An 18,960-nucleotide genomic window follows, 5' to 3' on the forward strand; every position below is an offset into this window, starting at 1 on the left:
GGCTCCGGCCGGCCCGCCGCGCCACCGGCACCCAGTCGCCCCGGTCCGTTTCACCGTGTCACCGGCACCAGCCGCTCCGGTCCGTTCGCCGTTTCCTCGCGGAGTTTCGCCCGGAGCTCCAGCTCCTCCTCCGACAGTGGGCCGGGGGCGACTCTCGGCGGCACGCCCTGCACCGTCTCCCCGGGCGCGACCGGCGGTTCGTAGTGTGTCGGGGCCGTCCGCAGCGTCAGCGCGGTCGTCCCGATCAGGGCGACCGTGAAGGCGATGGCGGCGCGGGTCCAGAACTGCGCCCGGCGTTCGCCGCCGGTGCGTACCGTCGGCGGCTTCGCGGCGCGCAGCCGTTCCGCGGAGGCCACCTCGGCCAGCCGCCGGTGCAGCTCCGAGGGGTCCGCCAGCTCCGGCAGCCGCGCGGCGACCGCCTGGCGCGCGTGCATCAGCCGGTGCGCCGTCGCCGGCGTGCTGGCCTCCGTCTCCGCCGCCGTCTCCGGCAGATCGAGACCGACCCCGTCGTAGAGCAGGAGCGTGCGGCGGTACGGCGGCGGGAGCTGGACGAGTACGTCCAGCAGGGTGCGGGCGGTGGCGTCGGCGGGGGGCGGTTCGGGGTGCCGGTAGCGGGGGCGGAAGCGGTGCCAGGGGGAGAGCGCGTACTCGTACGCCGTGGCCCGCACCCAGCCCGCCGGGTCGCGGTCCCGGGCCACCTCAGGCCAGCGCTGCCAGGCCACTTGGAAGGCCCGCTCGACCGACTCGCGGGCGAGTTCGCGCCGCCCGGTGAGCAGGTAGGCCTGGCGGACCAGGGTCGGCGCGCAGAACGCGTACAGCGCGTCGAAGGCCTGAGCGGGGGTCAGGGGGGCCGCGGGCGGGTGCGGTTCGAGCGCGGGCGCGGGTGCGGGTGCGGGCTCGGACACGGGTGCCGGCTCGGGCGCGGGCTCCGGTGGGGGGAGGGGCGCGGGTGGCGGGCCGTCCGGGCGTGCGGGGCGGTCGGCGGCGTCGGCCGCGAACTCGGCCAGCAGGATCGCGTACGCCTCCCGTTTCCGGCCGCGTGGAGTCGTACGGCCGGTCTCCCACGCACGTACCCGCTCGCGGGGGACGCCCACCCGTGCGGCGACCTGAGCCTGCGTCAACGACCTGGACTCGCGCAGGCGTCGGCGCTCCTTGGGCGGGGGCAGGGGAGTGGCAGGCCGCTGCGTCACCGGGCACCCCTTCGTACGAAAAAGTACATAAACGTATATTGAGCGACACATCGGTGGTTCGCCTGTTACGACGGGAAAGCGCGTGTCGTTGGGAGCATGGCGGTCGTGATCCAGCTGACCGCTCGCCGACCGCTGTTGTCGTCCCTGCTCACCCGGCTGCTCGACCGATCGCCCGGAGTGGCCGCCAGTCTCCTGGCCGGCGTCCTGGCCGCGGGCCTGGGGCTCGGTTCGTTCACCGTGCTCGTGATGGTGCTGTGGGTCAGCTCGCCGTATCCCGACAGCGGTCCGAGCGGCGCGCTGCACGTCGCCGCGTCGCTGTGGCTGCTGGCGCACGGTGCCGAACTGGTCCGCGCCGACACGCTCTCCGGTGTCGCCGCGCCGGTGGGCGTCACCCCGCTCCTGCTGTTCGCGCTGCCGGTCTGGCTGGTGTACCGGGCGGCGCGGGACGCGGTGGACGCGGGTGCGGCGGGGGAGGGCGAGGCTGCGGGAGGCGGGAGCGCGGCGGACGACGACGGTGGGCAGGGCGAGGGGCCACCGCCGGTTCCCGCGCGGACGGCGTGGTCGGGGGTCGTCCTCGGCTACCTCGCCGTCGGCGCGGCCACCGCGCTGTACGCCGCGGGCGGCCACCTGCGACCGGCGTGGGGGTGGACGGGGCTGTGCCTGCCGCTGACGGTGACGGCCGCGGCCGGGATCGGGGTGTGGACGGCGTACGGCCGACCGTGCGCGACGGCGGACAGCGTGCCGCTGCCGTTGCCGGCGTGGCTGCGACGGCTCGTCCTCGGGCCGGAAGCGCGGGAGCGGCTCGGTGTCGCCGGACGGGCGGCCGGGGCCGGGGCGGCGGTGCTGGTCGGGGGCGGGGCGTTGCTGCTGGCGGTGTCACTGGTGTGGCACGGCGGCGTGGTGCGCGGGAACTTCCAGCAGCTGGCGGAGGGGTGGTCGGGACGGTTCGCCGTGCTGCTGCTGTGTCTGGCGCTGGTGCCGAACGCGGCGGTGTGGGCGGCGGCGTACGGGCTCGGGCCGGGCTTCGCCCTCGGGGTCGGCCATGTCGTGAGCCCGCTCTCCGCGGCGCCCGTGCCCCTGCTGCCCCTGTTCCCGCTGCTGGCGGCGGTGCCGGACGCGGGGCCCGGCACCCCCTGGAACTGGGCGGCGGGCCTGGTGCCGGTGGCGGCCGGGGTGACGGTGGGCTGGTTCGTGGGGCGGGGCGACCCGGGGGCGGACACCTGGTCGCGGAGGCGGACCGCGGCGACGGCGGGGCTGGCGGCCGGGTTGTGCGCGGGGCTGGTCGCGGTGCTCGCGGCGATGGCGGGCGGGCCGCTCGGAGTGTCGGCGTTGGCGCGGTTCGGGCCGGTGTGGTGGCAGGCGGGGGGTGCGGCGCTGGTGTGGACGGCGGGACTGGCGGTTCCGGTCGCGTTGGTTCGGCGTGGATGGGCGGACGGGACACGCGAGGTGGGCGCGAGCGGTGAGGCGACGACCGGCAAGCCGCGAGAGGAGGCGCGGACTGCCGCCGTGCCACAGGTGCCCCAAGGGCCGCACCTGCCCCGAGCGCCACACACGCCCGTGTCCCAGGTGGCTCAAGCGCCCCATACGCCGCAGATGCCCCAGGCGTCTCCCAGACCCCCCATGCCCCCCATGCCCCCCATGCCGTACGTGTCCCACGTCGACGACTCCGCCTCCGAGCCGTACGACTTCCTGCCGCTGGATCCGCCGGACTCACCGGAGCCGCCGCCCACGCCCTGACAGCTCACCCCACCCCGATGCGAGCGCCCCTGGGGGCTCCGCCGAACCGCCGGCACCCATTGCCCCGCCCGCCATCCGACTCGGTCGGACGAGGAGACGGACGCAGGTCGGAGAAACGGACGCAGGTCAGTTGTCCGTGCCCAGGAGGCTGCGCAGTTCCTTGGGGAGGAGGTCTGTGCAGGCCTGCTCGGCCTCGTTGGTCAGGGCGTCGTTCGTGCACGTGTAGTAGTCGTCGTAGACCAGTTTCACGGTGAAGCCCGCGGCCACCAGGGCGATGGCCAGGGACGCGGTGACCAGGCCGGTCACCGCGGCCGTCGTCTGCGGGCGGCCCTTCTGGGCGGGCGGTGCCGGGGTGTTCGGGTCGGGGTTGACGGGCTTGGCGCGCAGCGCGCTGATGCTCCAGTACATGGCCAGGGCGCCGAGCAGCAGCGCCACGTACGGCCAGCTGAAGAGGGCGAAGAAGAAGGCCCACATACCGCTCAGCAGCGCGTACCGCGCGCGTCGCTGGGCGGCGTCCGCCGGGTCCCATCGGGAGCCCGAGCCGGGACCCGTGCCCCCGGACTTCTCGGGGCCGGTGTTCGGGGCGCCCGGACCCGCCGGGCCGCCCGGACGCTCGCCGAAACCGCCGGGGGAGCGGCCGGGCTGCTGGTCGCTCCACTGGGTGCCCCAGGGAGAAGCACCGCCCCGCGGGTCGTGCGGACCCTGCGCTCCCGGCGCGTTCCCCGCACCGTCGGGTCCCTCGCCGCCCGCCGGACGACGGGGCTGCCAGGGGCGGTCCGGAGTGCCCTCCGGCGGCGGCGCGAAGGGATTGTCGTCCCGGGTGTCCTCGGACGTGCCGCCGCTCGGGCCGTCCCGGCCGTCCCCGGAGTCCCGCGGCGTACCGCCCGTGCCACCCGGAGTGGTGCCGGGGGCGTCGGGGGGAGAGGCGGGGTGCTCCCGCAGCAGCACGCCGCTGCGCTCCCCTCCCTGCGGTGACTGCGGGGGGAGCGTGAGGAGTCGCAGACTGCGGTCCGGCATCAAATGAGCGTCTTCCCCTAGGTGATTACGGCTTCCTGGCGTGAGCTGTCACATGAGGAACGCACCACACGACGACCGCGTTCCCGAGCCGGCTCGTCCCAGACGCTACCTTCCGGCCACGCCCCCGTCCCGAGGGGGCCGCCCAGTGTGCCGGTATCGTTGCTGACGGTCGGCCGCTTCGTAGACTTCCCCGTATCCCGGGGCGCGAAGCATTCGTACGACCGTACAAACGCACCCCCGAGAAAGGGCCCCGCCGTGGCCGCCAAGCCCGTGGCCAAGCGCCTCGTCGTGCTGGTCTCCGGATCCGGTACGAACCTCCAGGCGCTGCTCGACACCATCGCGACCGCCGGCCCCGAGGCCTACGGCGCCGAGATCGTGGCCGTGGGCGCCGACCGTGAGGGCATCGAGGGGCTGGCGCGGGCCGAGCGCGCCGGGATCCCCACCTTCGTGCGGAAGGTCAAGGACTACGGGACCCGCGAGGCGTGGGACGCGGCCCTCGCCGAGGCCGTCGCCGGGTACGAGCCCGACCTGGTCGTCTCCGCCGGGTTCATGAAGATCGTGGGCAAGGAGTTCCTGGCGCGCTTCGGCGGCCGGTTCGTCAACACCCACCCCGCGCTGCTGCCCAGTTTTCCCGGCGCCCACGGCGTCCGCGACGCGCTCGCGTACGGCGCCCGGGTCACCGGCTGCACCGTCCACTTCGTCGACGACGGCGTCGACACCGGTCCGATCATCGCCCAGGGCGTGGTGGAGATCCGGGACGAGGACGACGAGAGCGCGCTGCACGAGCGCATCAAGGAAGTCGAGCGAAGGCTGCTCGTCGAGGTCGTGGGGCGGCTCGCCCGCAACGGCTATCGCATTGAGGGACGAAAGGTAGTTATCCAGTGACCGCCACCGCCGAGAGCAACAAGCGGGTCATTCGACGGGCGCTCGTCAGCGTCTACGACAAGACGGGCCTCGAAGACCTCGCGCGCGGCCTGCACGAGGCGGGCGTGGAGCTTGTCTCCACCGGGTCCACCGCCGGGCGCATCGCCGCCGCCGGCGTCCCCGTCACCAAGGTGGAGGAGCTCACCGGCTTCCCCGAGTGCCTGGACGGCCGGGTCAAGACCCTGCACCCCAAGGTGCACGCCGGCATCCTCGCCGACCTGCGCCTGGAGGACCACCGCGGCCAGCTCGCCGAGCTGGGTGTCGAGCCGTTCGACCTGGTGGTCGTCAACCTCTACCCGTTCCGCGAGACCGTCGCCTCGGGCGCGACGCCCGACGAGTGCGTCGAGCAGATCGACATCGGCGGCCCCTCGATGGTGCGCGCCGCCGCCAAGAACCACCCCTCGGTCGCGGTCGTCACCAGCCCCGCCCGGTACGCCGACGTCCTCGCCGCGGTCACGGACGGCGGCTTCGACCTCGCCACCCGCAAGCGGCTGGCCGCCGAGGCCTTCCGGCACACGGCCGAGTACGACATCGCGGTCGCCTCCTGGTTCGCCTCCGCCTACGCGCCGGCCGACGACTCGCAGTTCCCGGTGTTCGTCGCCTCCAGCCTGGAGCGCGCGCACACCCTGCGCTACGGCGAGAACCCGCACCAGCCCGCCGCCCTCTACACCGCGGGCACGGGCGGACTGGCGGAGGCCGAGCAGCTGCACGGCAAGGAGATGTCGTTCAACAACTACACGGACACGGACGCCGCCCGCCGTGCCGCGTACGACCACGCCGAGCCGTGCGTCGCGATCATCAAGCACGCCAACCCGTGCGGCATCGCGGTCGGCGCCGACGTCGCCGAGGCGCACCGCAAGGCGCACGCCTGTGACCCGCTGTCGGCGTTCGGCGGCGTGATCGCCGTCAACCGGCCGGTGTCGAAGGAGATGGCGGAGCAGGTCGCTGAGATCTTCACCGAGGTCGTCGTCGCGCCGGACTACGAGGAGGGGGCCCTGGAGGCCCTCACCAAGAAGAAGAACATCCGTGTGCTGCGCTGCCCCGACAGCCCCGCGCACCCCGTCGAGGTGAAGCCGATCGACGGCGGTGCCCTGCTCCAGGTCGCCGACCGCCTCCAGGCGGAGGGCGACGACCCGGCGCACTGGACGCTGGCGACGGGCGAGGCGCTCACCGCCGACGAACTCCAGCAGCTCTCGTTCGCCTGGAAGGCCTGCCGCGCCGTCAAGTCCAACGCGATCCTGCTGGCCAAGGACGGCGCCTCGGTGGGCGTCGGCATGGGCCAGGTCAACCGCGTCGACTCCTGCAAGCTGGCCGTGGAGCGCGCCGGGGAGGAGCGGGCCCGGGGGGCGTACGTCGCCTCGGACGCCTTCTTCCCGTTCCCGGACAACATCGACGTCCTGAGCGCCGCCGGTGTCAAGGCCATCGTCCAGCCCGGCGGTTCGGTCCGTGACGAACAGGTCGTCGAGGCCGCCCGGAAGGCGGGCATCACGATGTACTTCACGGGGACGCGGCACTTCTTCCACTGATCTGCCACTGCCTGCCACCGACCTGTGGCCCGCGCGGCCTCCGGCGCTCCACCGAGCGGGCCGGAGGCCGCGCGGCGTCCGGGCTCCCGCCGGCGGCTGTCTGGGATGTCCGGGCGCTCACCTCCTGCCCGGGGGCGCGTACTTCTCGAGGTGGTCGGCGATCCGGTCGGCGTAGGCCTTGTCCTGCGCGGGCACGCCGCCGGCCGTGTTGACCGTCCCGTACGACGTCCGGTAGGCCGCGGCGATGAGCACCCGGCGGTCGTCCCGCAGGCCGGTGTCCAGGCGCGGGGCGATCCAGCACAGGTAGCGGCCCATCGCGGGGATGGACTCGGCGGGCGGGAAGGGCGGCTCGGGAACGGTCTCTCCGGGGGTGCCGTCCTCGTTCATCCACCAGCGCAGCACGCTCGGCGTCCACCGGGCGATGCCGTACTCGTCGTTGGCGGGGTCGGCGAGGTCCGGGTCGAAGTCGCTCTCCACCTTCAGCATGGCGGCGATCAGGGCCGGGGTGACGTCGGGCCGGTCGCAGTCGTGCGCCGTCTCGACGATCAGCAACCGGTAGGCGGGCGGGATGCCCGCGTCGGTACGGAGCTCGGAGGCGCCGTACGCGGCGGCGGAGACGTTCGCGGTCGCGCCCGAGCCCTTGCCACCGGTGCCCTTGCCGCCGTCGTCGGCCCAGGTGCTGACGCCGTAGCCGAGCGCCGAGAGGGCGACGGCGGCGGCCGACGCGGCGAGGACCAGGAAGGGCCGGGAGCGGCTGCGGCGCCGGGCCGGCCGGCGGGGCAGCCGGGACAGGCGGGCGGTCAGACGGGGCAGCCGTGCGCTCGGGGCCGTGCCCGCGGCCGTCTCCACCCGGCGCAGCAGCGCCTCCGTGGTGATGCGGTCCGCGTGCGTGCGGGTCAGGCACGCCCGCAGGATCTCCCGCCACACGGCGGGCAGCGCGGGCGACAGACGCAGTTCGTCGGTGCCGCGGGCGTACGCGGCGGCCGCGTCCCGGCGGGCCGTCGGGGTGGAGCCGGGCAGCGGGAAGGAGCCGGTGAGGACCAGGTGGGCGAGGACACCGAAGGCCCAGACGTCGGCGGACGGGCGGATCCGGCGCCCGCGTGCGCCGATCTCCGACCAGAGCAGCTCGGGCGGGGTGTAGTCGGGGGTGGAGAAGGCGGGCGTGTACGCGTGCGTGCCCTCCAGTTCGGCGGCCATGTTGAAGTCGGCCAGCCGCGCCGAACCGTCCGTCATCAGCAGCACGTTCGCCGGTTTCAGGTCCCCGTGCACCCAGCCCGCGCGGTGCAGCTGGGCCAGCCCTTCGCAGATCTGCGCGAGCAGCGCGGGCCCGGCGGCGGGCCGGGGCGAGCCGGCGAGCAGGGCGGACAGTGATCGTTCCGCCTTCTCCAGGACGAGGACCGTGGCCCCGTCGAGGGCGGGCCGCTCGGGGTCGTCGACGGTGAGGGTGTCGTACATCCGGATCAGCCGCGGGCGTCTGAGCCGGCGGTGCAGCTCGACCTCCCGCTCGATCAGTTCCCGCAGGTGGGTCAGTTGCCGGGGCGTGCCGGTCCCGGTGGGCAGGAACTTCAGGGCCGCCGTGCGCGGCATGCCGTCCAGGTCCTTCGTGCGCCGCGCCTCGTACACGCTGCCGAACGCGCCGGTCGCGATCGGCGCGCGCACCTCCCAGGCGCCGACCCGGTACCCCCGGGGCACCGGCACGGCGTACGGCTCGGTCACCGTGCCCCCCGGGCGGCCGGGGAGGCGGGCGCGAGGTCCCGGCCGTGGACCGCCCGGCCCCCAGCCGGCCGGCCGCGTTCCGCGCCGGTGTCCGGCGGAGCGTCGGCCACCCGGCGACGCGGTCGCGCCTCAGGCGGGCGGCCCGCGGTCGGCGGCCCGCTCCGCGAGCGCGCGCAGCGCACCGGCGCCGCCGGCCGCCCCGGGCCCACCGTGACGCGTACGCCCGCGTCCCGCGGGCGCTCCACGGCGTACGGCTGACGGGCGTGGACGCGGGTCTCGCGCGAAGTCCCGCGGGTGCCCTTCGCGCCGGTCGCGCCCGGGCCGCGGGACACCTCGTGCGGGACGGTCGGGTCGTTGCCGCGCGCGGAGCGGCCGGAGGCCGGCCGCCCGCCGGGCGCGGGCCGCTGTGGTGCGGCGCGGCCGGGGTCGTCCTCCGTGGTCGGCGGAGGTACCACGATGATGCTGTACAAGGTGCGTCTCCCCGTGCCTGACGGCTACACGGGCCAGAGTAGGGCGACGCACCAGGGCCGTGTCCCCCTCGTACGGGTGAGACACGGCCCTTGGGCAGGAATGGCGCGAACTGTTCAGTCGCCCTGGCGCGTTCAGTAGCGCGGGCGGTTGAACCAGGCCTTGCCGTTGGAGTTGCCGACGAAGACGGCGATCAGGACGGCCAGCACCGTGTGGACCAGGCCCACCACGACGAACGGGTAGATGCCGAGGATCGCGGTGATGATGCCGAAGACCAGGAGGGTGACCCGGACGCCGTTGCCGCCGGTCTTGAACTTCGTCGCCAGCACGGCCGCGAAGACCGCCCAGGCCAGGCCGAACACCACGTAGCCCCACAGCAGGGCGGTCGAGTCGCCGGCCAGGTCCTGGAAGGCGGAGTTGTCCTGGAGCGACTCGTCGTCCTTCGCGGCGTTCAGGGCGATCGCGGCGAAGGCGAAGAGGGCGACGCCGATGATCTGCAGGCCGACGATGACCCACGTCATCACGCGGGCCGCGCTGACCGAGCCGGGCATCTCCGTCATCGGGGCACCGGCGCCGTAGGCGGCCTGTCCGACCGGCGGGGCCTGCGGGTAGCCGTAACCGGGCGCCTGTCCCTGCTGCTGGGGGTAGCCGTAGCCCTGCTGCGGCGGCTGCTGCGGCTGGCCCTGGGGCGCGCCGTAGGGGTTGTTCGGGTCGCCGTAACTCATGGCGGTGTTTCCTCCGTTGGTTCCGCGTGCGGGGACGACGGGCGGCGGCATCGTACGGAGGAGAGTTCTTCCGATGCGGCCGTCCCCCCGATGAGCTGCCCGCGGCACTGTGCATGTCATGTTTCTGCACCGTCGTCGCGCTTGTCCAGCCGCATTCCGCAGGTGTTGTGCAAGTGCAACATCGCTGATCATGGGGGGATACGGGCGGACGGACGCCACGGGTCGCCCCACCCCCGGATTGGAACCGGGGGCCGGTCATCCGCGAGGATGGAGCCATGACCGCCCAGATTCTCGATGGCAAGGCCACCGCAGCCGCGATCAAGTCCGACCTGACCGCCCGCGTGGCGGCGCTGAAGGAGAAGGGGGTCACGCCCGGCCTCGGCACCATCCTCGTCGGGGAGGACCCCGGCAGCCAGAAGTACGTCGCGGGCAAGCACCGGGACTGCGCGCAGGTCGGCATCGCCTCCATCCAGCGCGAACTGCCCGCCACGGCCACGCAGGAGGAGATCGAGGCGGCCGTCCGCGAACTGAACGAGGACCCGGCCTGCACCGGCTACATCGTCCAGCTGCCGCTGCCCAAGGGCATCGACGAGAACCGGATCCTGGAACTCATGGACCCGGACAAGGACGCCGACGGCCTGCACCCGATGAACCTCGGCCGCCTGGTCCTCAACGAGCCCGCCCCGCTGCCCTGCACCCCCAACGGCGTGCTGACCCTGCTGCGCCGGTACGGCGTGGAGATCAAGGGCGCCGAGGTGGTGGTCGTGGGCCGCGGTGTGACCATCGGCCGCTCGATGCCGCTGCTGCTCACCCGGCGCAGCGAGAACGCCACGGTGACGCAGTGCCACACCGGCACCCGTGACCTGTCGGCGCACCTCAAGCGCGCGGACATCATCGTCGCCGCGGCCGGTTCCGCGCACCTGATCCGCGCCGAGGACGTGAAGCCGGGCGCCGCCGTCCTGGACGTCGGTGTCTCCCGCGGCGCCGACGGCAAGATTGTCGGAGACGTCCACCCGGACGTGGCCGAGGTGGCCGGCTTCATCTCCCCGAACCCCGGCGGCGTCGGCCCGATGACCCGGGCGCAGCTGCTCGTCAACGTGGTCGAGGCGGCGGAGCGCAGTGTCGGCTGAGGGCACGTCCGGCGAGGCCGCGAAGAACACGCACGTCGAGGACGCCGACGCCGGCACGGGCACCGGCCCCCTCGACGAGATCGAGGTGCGGGACGCCGTCAGCGCGCCCGACGCCGAGGGGAGAGCCCGCCGGGTCACCCGCCGCTTCCCGCTGTTCACCAGGGACACCGCCCGTCCCGAGGGCGGCGGCCGGGCGGCGCCTCCCGACGCCCCGGCACCCGCCCGGCAGTGGCCGATCCTCGCCGTGCTGGCGATGGTCGGGCTCGGCCTGCTGCTGACCGCCCTGGACCGGTTCCGCGTCGGCACCCTGCTGATCGGCGTCGCGCTGCTGGTCGGCGGCGTCCTGCGCTGGCTGCTGCCGGACGTCGGCATGCTCGCGGTGCGCTCCCGCTTCACCGACATCGTCACGTACGGCGTGCTGGGCACCGCCATCGCGCTGCTGGCGATGATGGTCCAGCCGAGCCCGTGGCTGGTGATCCCGTTCCTCAAGGACACGCTGCACTTCACCGTCAGCGGCTGAGCCGGCGGCCGAACGGCCGCGTACGGACGGCGGCCCGTCCTTCCCCCGAGCAAGGCCGGGCCGCCGCCGCACTCCACCCTCGGGCACGGGAACGGCCTGTTCAACGGCTGTCCGCCGGCTGTGGCACGGAAGTGACCGTTCCGCCGCGGTGTCCGCGCCCTGCCACAACCCGGCCCCCTGTGGGAACCGTCGCGCCGCCGTGCCGGACGGCGCGGCGGCGGCTGGACGTTCCGGGAGCTCACGTGACCAGCGGTATTTCCGGTGTGTGACACTTGTGTCGGTGTATCGACAAGTTCGGGGATATGGCAGGACGTCGGTCGACATCGGTACTACCGTGTCCCTCTGCCGATGGAGCACTGGACCTCGGACCGGTGGGCGTGCGACGGTGCATGCCCGCGGCCACGATGCACCTGTGCGCCCCCACCCCGGGAACTGAGATCCTGACTGTGCGCATCCCTGTGGGTAGCCACGACGGGGACTCGGCAGAGGGCACCACGCACGGGGGAACGCGCCGAACAACCAGCACCAACCGGGGGGAAGAGGGGGAGCAATGCCTCGTTGGAGGGCCTTGCCCGACGAGCTCGATCCGCAGGTCAGAGAGTTCGCGAGCCAGCTGCGCCGGCTCGTGGACCGCAGTGGCCTGAGCATCGCGGCGGTGGCGGACCGCACGGGCTACAGCAAGACGTCCTGGGAGCGCTACCTGAACGGCCGGCTCCTCGCGCCGAAGGGCGCGATCGTCGCCCTGGCCGAGGTCACCGGCACCAATCCCACGCACCTCACGACGATGTGGGAGCTCGCCGAGCGCGCCTGGAGCCGCTCGGAGATGCGCCACGACATGACGATGGAGGCCATCCGGATCTCGCAGGCGCGCGCCGCGCTCGGCGAGTTCGGCGGCGAGGTCGGCGCGCCCCCGGCGAACGCCCAGGGGAGCAGGACGGCCCGCAGGGGCGCCACGGCCACGCCCGGCGTCGCCGGACCGGCCGGGGTGGTCCCGTCGGTGCCGCCGCAGCCCAGGGCACCGGACGCCCGTGACTCGGCGGGCGGCGTGCGCGAGCTGCGGCCCCAGGGGGGCGCCAACGGTACGGGCGGCTCCTCGGCGGGTCCGTCGAGCGGCTCCCCGGGCGGGAACTCCTGGGGCATGGCGGGCTATCAGGGTCCGTCCCGGACCGGCAGCGGGCGTCCGGTGGGGGCCTCCTCGCCCGCGTCGGCGTCCTCGCCGTCGCTCTCGTCCCCGTCCTCCTCCGCGGCCTCGTCCTCGGCCGACGGCCCGGGACGGACCGCGGCGCCCGCGGCTCCGTACGGCGAATCCCCACGGGGCCCCCGGTCCGGTGGTGACTCGTCCGGCGGGGCCGGCGGCAAGCGGCGGCTGACGATGTTCCTCGCGGGGATCGTCGGCGCGGCGGTCGTGGTCGCCGCCGCCTTCGTCCTCACCGACGGCGGGGACGACGGCAAGAAGAAGGACGCCGCGGCGTCGCCCTCGCCGTCCATCAGCTCCGAACCGGACCTGCCGCCCGGGGTCAAGTGCAGCGGCGACTCCTGCACCGGCAAGGACGCGGAGAGCATGGGGTGCAGCGGCGACCTCGTGACCACCGCGCAGACCGCGACCGTCGGCACGACCGTCGTCGAGGTCCGCTACAGCGAGACGTGCGGCGCGGCGTGGGGGCGGATCACGCGGGCCGTGCAGGGCGACGAGGTCACGGTGACCGCCGGCAAGAGCGAGCAGAACGGCACCATCTCGGTGGCCGGGGACACGATCGCGTACACGCCGATGGTGGCCGTGAAGGACGCGGGCGACGCGAAGGCCTGTGTGGCGCTGGCGGCCGGTCAGGAGGGCTGCACCCGGTAGGCGCGGGGGCACGGAACAGTGGGAGTGGGAATCTCGGGGACCGCGGGCATGGGTCCCCGCATCGTGGGCACGCGAACGGTACCCCCACGGGAGTCCGGATCCCGGTACCCCCATACGGCGGCCGCCTTCGTCCCCCTCTCCCGGACGGGCGGCCGCCTCTTTCCCGGTGCTGTGGGCTGGGCCACACGGACCCGGACGTACGGGATCCCGGATGCGCGATAGCCTGACCGCTGATCTCTCTTGACGCCAAGAGATCGATCAAACGTCCGGGGCAGGGACGCCCCACCGCCAGCTGTCATACGGAGAACGCCATGACCCGCACTCCCGTGAACGTCACCGTCACCGGCGCGGCCGGCCAGATCGGTTACGCCCTGCTCTTCCGCATCGCCTCCGGCCAGCTGCTCGGCGCGGACGTGCCGGTCAAGCTCCGCCTCCTGGAGATCACCCCCGCGCTGAAGGCCGCCGAGGGCACCGCCATGGAGCTCGACGACTGCGCGTTCCCGCTCCTGGCGGGCATCGACATCACGGACGACCCGAACGTCGCCTTCGACGGCACCAACGTCGCCCTCCTGGTGGGCGCCCGCCCGCGCACCAAGGGCATGGAGCGCGGTGACCTCCTGGAGGCCAACGGCGGTATCTTCAAGCCGCAGGGCAAGGCCATCAACGACCACGCCGCGGACGACATCAAGGTCCTGGTCGTCGGCAACCCGGCCAACACCAACGCCCTGATCGCCCAGGCCGCCGCCCCGGACGTACCGGCCGAGCGCTTCACCGCGATGACCCGCCTGGACCACAACCGCGCGCTGACCCAGCTCGCGAAGAAGACGGGCTCGACGGTCGCGGACATCAAGCGCCTGACCATCTGGGGCAACCACTCCGCCACCCAGTACCCCGACATCTTCCACGCCACGGTCGCCGGCAAGAACGCCGCCGAGGTCGTGAACGACGAGAAGTGGCTGGCCGAGGACTTCATCCCGACCGTCGCCAAGCGCGGCGCCGCGATCATCGAGGCCCGCGGCGCGTCCTCCGCGGCCTCCGCCGCCAACGCCGCCATCGACCACGTGTACACCTGGGTCAACGGCACCGCCGAGGGCGACTGGGCCTCGATGGGCATCCCGTCCGACGGCTCCTACGGCGTCCCGGAGGGCCTGATCTCCTCCTTCCCGGTCACCGCCAAGGACGGCCGGTACGAGATCGTCCAGGGCCTGGACATCAACGAGTTCTCCCGCGCCCGCATCGACGCCTCCGTCCAGGAGCTCGTGGAGGAGCGCGAGGCGGTCCGCGGTCTCGGCCTCATCTGAGCCGTACGCTCCGCGCCACCCGTCAGGTTTCGCACGGGCCCCGTTCCGGTTCCGGCCGGCACGGGGCCCGTGCGCGTGCCGGCCGGCGTGACCGTCACCGTCCCGGGCGCGTCAGCCGCTTCTCGAACCAGTGGTGGGCGTAGACGTGGTCGCCGTACGCCGGGATGCCGGTGTAGCCGCAGGCCCGGTACATCGCCCGGGCCTCGGTGAGCGTGGCGTGGGTGTCCAGTCGTACGACGTCGAAGCCGCGGGCGGACGCCTCGCCCTCCAGCGCGTCGAGCAGCCGCCGGGCCAGACCGAGGCGCCGGGCGTCCGGGTGCACCCACACGTGCCGGATCTCGCCGGCGCGCGGCTCCAGGCGGCGCAGTGCCCCGCAGCCCACCGGCCGGTTCTCCTCGTAGGCCACGAAGAACGCGCCGGCGGTGCCGGACACCTCGTGCGGGCGCACGAGGTCGGACGGGTCGAAGCCCTCGGGGAAGCGGGCGTCCAGCTCGGCGGCGTACGCGGCCAGACAGGCCCGGGCGTCCGGGGCGGCGCCGTCCACCGGGCCGACGGTGATGGCGGCCAGCCGCAGCAGACGCTGGACGGTGGCCATCGCGCCGGTGAGTTCGGCCCGCCGGCCTGGGGCGAGACCTTCGAGCAGGCCGGCGGTGAGGGCGTCCGCGCGGCGGTTCTGCTCGGTCAGCTCGGTGCGGCCGGCGGGTGTGAGCCGTACGCGGCGCAGCCGGTTGTCGTCCGGGTGCACGCTCACCCGGACCAGGTCCTGCGCCTCCAGCGCCTTCACCATCCGGCTCAGGTACCCGGCGTCCAGGCCGAGCCGGTTCCTGAGCTCCCGCAGGGACACCCCGTCACCGATCTCGAACAGCAGGCGGGCCTCGCCCAGCGGCCGGTCCTGGCCGAGGTAGTGGTCGTCGAGCGCGCCGATCCGGCGGGTGAAGTAGCGGTTGAACCGGCGGAAGACCGCCACCTGCTCCGTCGACACTGGTTCCATATTTCTTTGACCCTAGTCAAAGAACACCGGTGCGTCCACGGGGGGCAGCCGACGTATTCCGGTTCCCCCGGTCCCACCCGCCCCTCTATGCTGATGGTTTGTCAACAAGACGGTGACCAAGGGTTTTCCACGCATCGGGGGAGCGGCGTGAGCACCGCATTCGTGCCTCAGCAACCACAGCAGACACCTACCGGCGCCCCACCGGCGTCCGCGGCGCCACCGCACCCGCCCACCGCGCCGCACGCCAGCGAGGCGACCCGGCTGCTGTGCGCGGGCGCCTACCTGGACTCCGGCTACCGGGACAAGGTCATCGAGCAGCTCCACCTCAACGAACAGCGGATCGTCGCGCCCTCGCTCGGCTTCGACGCGGCCCGGGTCCTCGCGCACGCCCTGCGGGCCCGCCGCCAGGAGCTGCTGTGGGCCGGGCTGGTCCTCTTCCTGTGGGTGGCGGGGCTGCCGCTGACCGGCGGTCTGCTGGCCGGCTTCCTCGTGCCCAGCCTGCTGCTGGCCCTCGCCGGCTGGATCCGCGGCGGGGCCGCCGACCCGCCCCTGCACCGGCGGCTGCCCGCCTTCCTGCTCCGCTGGTGGGGGCGGATCACCTTCGCGCTGTTCCTCGTCGCCACGCTCCTCGCGGCTTTCGGCGGCTCGGACGACGGCTCGGACGGCGGCTCGTACGGCGGCGACGGCTTGTCGTACTACTCGGACTCGGACCCGTACGGCTACTCCGGCGACTCGTCCGACTGGACCGACCTGCTCATCCCCGACCCCAGCCGGGTCGGTGACCTGTTCGACCCCTGGCAGGCGTGGCTGGCACTCGGCCTGTTCGCGCTCATCGCGCTGTGCGTGGCCGCGCAGCGGGCCCAGTTGGCCCAGGTGATGGCCACGGAACTGTCCCCGGCGCGGTTCCCGGACGCCGCCGGTGACCCGGCGGAGCACGCCGAGGAGCGGGGGAGGTTCCAGCGGCTGAAGGAACGCATCCGGGTCGAACAGCACGCGCCGCTGGTCATGTACCACGAGGCACGGCCCTTCTGCGGGGCGGGCGAGGCCTACGAGACCTGGGTCCTGGCCGTCGAACTGCGACCCGACGGCACGAGGAAGCAGCAGCCGCTCGGCAACCGCGCGGTGCTGGACCAGATCCGGCCGCTGCTCGAACAGCTCCGGCTGCCCGCCGACTTCGCCGGTCACACCGTGCGCGACCGGCTGCGCTGGCTGGAGATCGACGAGTGCGTGTTCCTGCCCGCCGAGGGGCTGCGGCGGCGCGAGGAGGCCCCGTACACCGTGCGGGCGTTCGAGGAGCACCGGGAGCGCGCGGTGGAGGAGGGCGCCGAGAAGCGGCGGCACTTCCTGCGCATCCGCGTCGGCGGCTGGGAGGAGGAACTGGTCGTCACGGTGTTCGTGCGCGTGCACACCCAGGGCCGCATGCTCATGCTGGAGATCGCCCCGCATGTGCTGCTGCCGGTGCGGGAGGCCTTCAAGAACGCCGACCGCACCGCCCACGCCTTCCGCCACGACAACGTGGCCGGCAAGGTGGCCTGGGCGGTCTCCCGGGTGCCCGGGTCCGCGGCCCGCTCCCTGGTCGTACTGGGCAGGGGGGTCGCGTACGGGTGGCGGATGCTGACGGGCGGTCACGCGGCCGCGCTGCCCGACGGGCCCGCCCTGTCGGTGCGGGAGCTGGGCTCGGCGCGCACCGGGTCGACCTTCCAGGAGATGGACGTCTCCCGCTACCTCAAGAGCGTGCAGGACCGCGTCGCCCACGGGGTACGGGCCGCGCTGGCCGAATCCGGTTACCAGACCGGCGAGTTCGTCCAGAAGATCGTGAACATCAGCGGTGGCGGAGTGAACATCGAGGGCGGTGTCGAAGGCAGCACGTTCGCCGTCGGCAGCCACGCGAGGGCCTCCGCCACGACTTCCTCCTCCCCTACGACCTCTTCCTCCACCACGACTTCCGGCGGCGCCGCGCCGCAGAAGGGATCCGACACCGATGCCGACGGATGAGCCGAACGTCAACATCAGCGGGGGCGTCTCACGGAGCACGTTCGCCATCGGCAGCCACGCGCACGCCGAGAGCCACCACGGCACGGGCGTCCCGCGCGACCAGGCAGCCGAGGAGCTGCTGGCGGCCGTAAGAGAGCTGCGGGCCGACCTGACCCGGGTGCGGGCCAGCGAGGAGACGGCCGCGCTGGACGAGGCCCTCGCCGACACCGAGGAGGAGATCACCCGCACCGGGGCGGCGGCACCGTCACGCCTCGACCGTCTGCGGCAACTCCTCCAGGACTCGCAGGCCCTGGTCGGCCTGATCGCGTCGGCCGGAGCCGTGGCCGGCCTGCTGGGCGTGTGAGCGGCAATCCGAACGCGGAACGGAGAGGGGCGCCATGAGCGGGGGAGTGCGGTACTGGAACGAGGAGAGCCAGCGCTGGGAGGACGCCGACGGCGCGGGCGACACGTCCGCGTCCATCACGCCGCCTCCGCCGGCCCGGCCGGCGTTCGCGCCGGGGGCGGACGGGGTGGGCGCGGGTACGGCTGCCGGGGCGTCGAACGCGGCGTCGAGCACGGAGCCCACGGACCGTCCGACTCCCACCCCCGCCGCCCCGGCGGACCCCTCCGCCCCTGATGCCCCGTCCGCCTCCTCCGACCCCTCCCTGCCGTCCACCCCCCTCGGCTGGCCCGTCGCCGGCGCGCAGGGCGGGTGGCACGGCCCGGCGGCGACGGGCGCGGCGGGTTTCCCGGACGGTGGCGGGCCGGCCTGGTCCCCCACCGAGGTGACGGGAAGCGGATCCGCGACGGGGCAGGGTGCCGGCGGTCAGGGTGCCTGGTCGCCCGCTCCGTCGCCCGACGGTGGCTGGCGGGTGCCCGCGGACCAGCCGCCCGCTCCCGCCGCGGCCCGGGGCCCGAGCCGTCGGCTGGTGTGGTCGGTGCTGATCGGGGCCGCCGTCGTCGGGGTCGCCGTGAGCCTGGTGCTGACCCTGGTGGTCGGCGACGGGGACGACAAGGGCAAGCCGTCGGTCGCGGCGAGCGGCTCCCCGTCGTCCCCGTCGGCCGGGGTCTCGCAGCAGACCGAGCCGTCGCCGACGCCCACCGGGCAGACCGCGTCCCCGTCCCTGTCGGCCCCCGAGATCCCCGCGGGGTACGAGTCGTACGAGGACGCCGAGGGCTTCCGTGTCGCGCGGCCCGCCGGGTGGTCACGCACCACGGTGGCCTCCCAGTACGGCATCGCCGTGGTCAACTACCGCAGCGCGGACGGTGAACGCCGGCTCCAGATCTACCAGGTGGCGGAGGAGTCCCCGGACGCCTCGTTCGACCTGTATCTGTCCGACGCGACCCCGAAACCGGACGGCTTCCGGCAACTCTCCCGGCGCACCCTCGACGACGGCGCGTACACCGGCTCGCGGTTGCAGTACCTGGCCGACAGCCTCAAGGGCGAACCCGACGTGGGCACCTGGCACGTCTACGACGAGCGGTTCGTGGCGGAGGACGGCAACATCTACGCCATAGCCGCCTACGGTCCCGACTCCGACGGCCGCGAGGACGAACTCGAGCTGCTCACCACGGCCGTGGACCACTTCTGCCCGCCCTACGCCTGCGACCCCGCGGCGATCGACTGACCGCGTGCGACGCGACCGCGTCACGCGTTCCGCGGGCCGTCCCGCAGCTTGCCGACGCCCACCGTGCCGTCGGCCGAGGGCGTCCTCGACGGGACCGGCTTGGCACAGTCCGTGAAGGACGGCGTCAGGTCGGTCCCGGCGCCCTCGGGGGGACCGTCCTTCGCCCGCGCCGCGAGCTCCCGCGCGCTCCGGCCGTCCGCGTCCGCCGCCACGGCGAGCCCCCGGCCGGAGGCACAGGGCCGCGCCCGCCGCCGCACAGATCGGCGC

The 18,960-nt window shown here is 74.0% G+C and carries 17 protein-coding genes; 10 read left to right on the plus strand and 7 right to left on the minus strand.

Annotation, left to right across the window (positions count from 1 at the left end):
* Window positions 1-50: 50 nt before the first annotated feature.
* Complete coding sequence (locus QQS16_RS25385; protein ID WP_286064161.1) at window positions 51-1,190, minus strand: helix-turn-helix domain-containing protein; 1,140 nt, start codon at window positions 1,188-1,190, stop codon at window positions 51-53.
* 96 nt (window positions 1,191-1,286) lie between these two features.
* Here QQS16_RS25385 and QQS16_RS25390 point away from each other — a divergent pair, with 96 nt between their 5' ends.
* Entirely contained in the window at window positions 1,287-2,927 is a 1,641-nt protein-coding gene (locus QQS16_RS25390; protein ID WP_286064162.1) for a cell division protein PerM, read from the plus strand.
* 126 nt (window positions 2,928-3,053) lie between these two features.
* On the opposite strand, the gene QQS16_RS25395 is transcribed toward QQS16_RS25390, so the two are convergent.
* Entirely contained in the window at window positions 3,054-3,944 is an 891-nt protein-coding gene (locus tag QQS16_RS25395; RefSeq protein WP_286064163.1) for a hypothetical protein, read from the minus strand.
* Window positions 3,945-4,199: 255 nt separating this feature from the next.
* On the opposite strand from QQS16_RS25395, the gene purN reads away from it, so the two are divergent.
* Window positions 4,200-4,829, plus strand: a complete 630-nt coding sequence (purN, locus tag QQS16_RS25400; protein WP_286064164.1) for a phosphoribosylglycinamide formyltransferase — start codon at window positions 4,200-4,202, stop codon at window positions 4,827-4,829.
* Window positions 4,826-6,394 carry a bifunctional phosphoribosylaminoimidazolecarboxamide formyltransferase/IMP cyclohydrolase gene (gene purH / locus QQS16_RS25405; RefSeq protein ID WP_286064165.1) on the plus strand — a complete coding sequence of 523 codons (1,569 nt, stop codon included), beginning with the start codon at window positions 4,826-4,828 and terminating at the stop codon, window positions 6,392-6,394. Before purN ends, purH begins: the two co-directional genes overlap by 4 nt.
* Before the next feature lie 117 nt (window positions 6,395-6,511).
* Here the strand turns inward: purH and QQS16_RS25410 are convergent, their stop codons facing one another.
* The 3 genes from QQS16_RS25410 to QQS16_RS25420 all read right to left on the minus strand — a co-directional run bounded on the left by QQS16_RS25410 (window position 6,512) and on the right by QQS16_RS25420 (window position 9,303).
* Window positions 6,512-8,110, minus strand: a complete 1,599-nt coding sequence (locus QQS16_RS25410; protein WP_286064166.1) for a protein kinase domain-containing protein — start codon at window positions 8,108-8,110, stop codon at window positions 6,512-6,514.
* Complete coding sequence (locus QQS16_RS25415; RefSeq protein WP_286064167.1) at window positions 8,107-8,580, minus strand: hypothetical protein; 474 nt, start codon at window positions 8,578-8,580, stop codon at window positions 8,107-8,109. The genes QQS16_RS25410 and QQS16_RS25415 overlap by 4 nt, the downstream gene beginning before the upstream one ends.
* 132 nt (window positions 8,581-8,712) lie before the next feature.
* Window positions 8,713-9,303, minus strand: coding sequence for a hypothetical protein (locus tag QQS16_RS25420; RefSeq protein WP_286064168.1), 591 nt, complete (start codon window positions 9,301-9,303; stop codon window positions 8,713-8,715).
* A gap of 275 nt (window positions 9,304-9,578) precedes the next feature.
* On the opposite strand from QQS16_RS25420, the gene QQS16_RS25425 reads away from it, so the two are divergent.
* From QQS16_RS25425 to QQS16_RS25440, 4 genes are all read left to right on the plus strand, one after another.
* The gene (locus QQS16_RS25425) at window positions 9,579-10,433 is read left to right on the plus strand and encodes a bifunctional methylenetetrahydrofolate dehydrogenase/methenyltetrahydrofolate cyclohydrolase (RefSeq protein WP_286064169.1); all 855 of its coding nucleotides are present in this window, start codon (window positions 9,579-9,581) and stop codon (window positions 10,431-10,433) included.
* Between the two features lie 79 nt (window positions 10,434-10,512).
* Window positions 10,513-10,953, plus strand: a complete 441-nt coding sequence (locus QQS16_RS25430; RefSeq protein WP_502963924.1) for a DUF3017 domain-containing protein — start codon at window positions 10,513-10,515, stop codon at window positions 10,951-10,953.
* A gap of 550 nt (window positions 10,954-11,503) precedes the next feature.
* A complete protein-coding gene (locus tag QQS16_RS25435) occupies window positions 11,504-12,799 on the plus strand; it encodes a helix-turn-helix domain-containing protein (protein WP_286064171.1) in 1,296 nt (431 codons plus the stop codon).
* Between the two features lie 311 nt (window positions 12,800-13,110).
* Window positions 13,111-14,100 carry a malate dehydrogenase gene (locus tag QQS16_RS25440; RefSeq protein ID WP_286064172.1) on the plus strand — a complete coding sequence of 330 codons (990 nt, stop codon included), beginning with the start codon at window positions 13,111-13,113 and terminating at the stop codon, window positions 14,098-14,100.
* A 94-nt stretch (window positions 14,101-14,194) separates the two neighbouring features.
* On the opposite strand, the gene QQS16_RS25445 is transcribed toward QQS16_RS25440, so the two are convergent.
* The gene (locus QQS16_RS25445) at window positions 14,195-15,091 is read right to left on the minus strand and encodes a helix-turn-helix domain-containing GNAT family N-acetyltransferase (protein ID WP_286064173.1); all 897 of its coding nucleotides are present in this window, start codon (window positions 15,089-15,091) and stop codon (window positions 14,195-14,197) included.
* A gap of 147 nt (window positions 15,092-15,238) precedes the next feature.
* Here QQS16_RS25445 and QQS16_RS25450 point away from each other — a divergent pair, with 147 nt between their 5' ends.
* From QQS16_RS25450 to QQS16_RS25460, 3 genes are read left to right on the plus strand one after another with little or no spacing between them, the layout of a single operon-like run.
* The gene (locus tag QQS16_RS25450; RefSeq protein WP_286064174.1) at window positions 15,239-17,086 is read left to right on the plus strand and encodes an AbeC-like domain-containing protein; all 1,848 of its coding nucleotides are present in this window, start codon (window positions 15,239-15,241) and stop codon (window positions 17,084-17,086) included.
* Window positions 17,073-17,429: a hypothetical protein gene (locus tag QQS16_RS25455; RefSeq protein WP_286064175.1), complete on the plus strand. Its 357-nt coding sequence runs from the start codon at window positions 17,073-17,075 to the stop codon at window positions 17,427-17,429. The genes QQS16_RS25450 and QQS16_RS25455 overlap by 14 nt, the downstream gene beginning before the upstream one ends.
* A gap of 34 nt (window positions 17,430-17,463) precedes the next feature.
* Window positions 17,464-18,693 (plus strand): serine/threonine kinase C-terminal domain-containing protein, encoded by a 1,230-nt coding sequence (locus tag QQS16_RS25460; RefSeq protein WP_286064176.1) that lies wholly within the window; start codon window positions 17,464-17,466, stop codon window positions 18,691-18,693.
* Window positions 18,694-18,713: 20 nt separating this feature from the next.
* On the opposite strand, the gene QQS16_RS25465 is transcribed toward QQS16_RS25460, so the two are convergent.
* A complete protein-coding gene (locus QQS16_RS25465) occupies window positions 18,714-18,905 on the minus strand; it encodes a hypothetical protein (protein WP_286064177.1) in 192 nt (63 codons plus the stop codon).
* Between the last annotated feature and the right edge of the window lie 55 nt (window positions 18,906-18,960).

The sequence above is a fragment of the Streptomyces sp. ALI-76-A genome, assembly GCF_030287445.1.
In the GTDB taxonomy this organism is placed as follows: domain Bacteria; phylum Actinomycetota; class Actinomycetes; order Streptomycetales; family Streptomycetaceae; genus Streptomyces.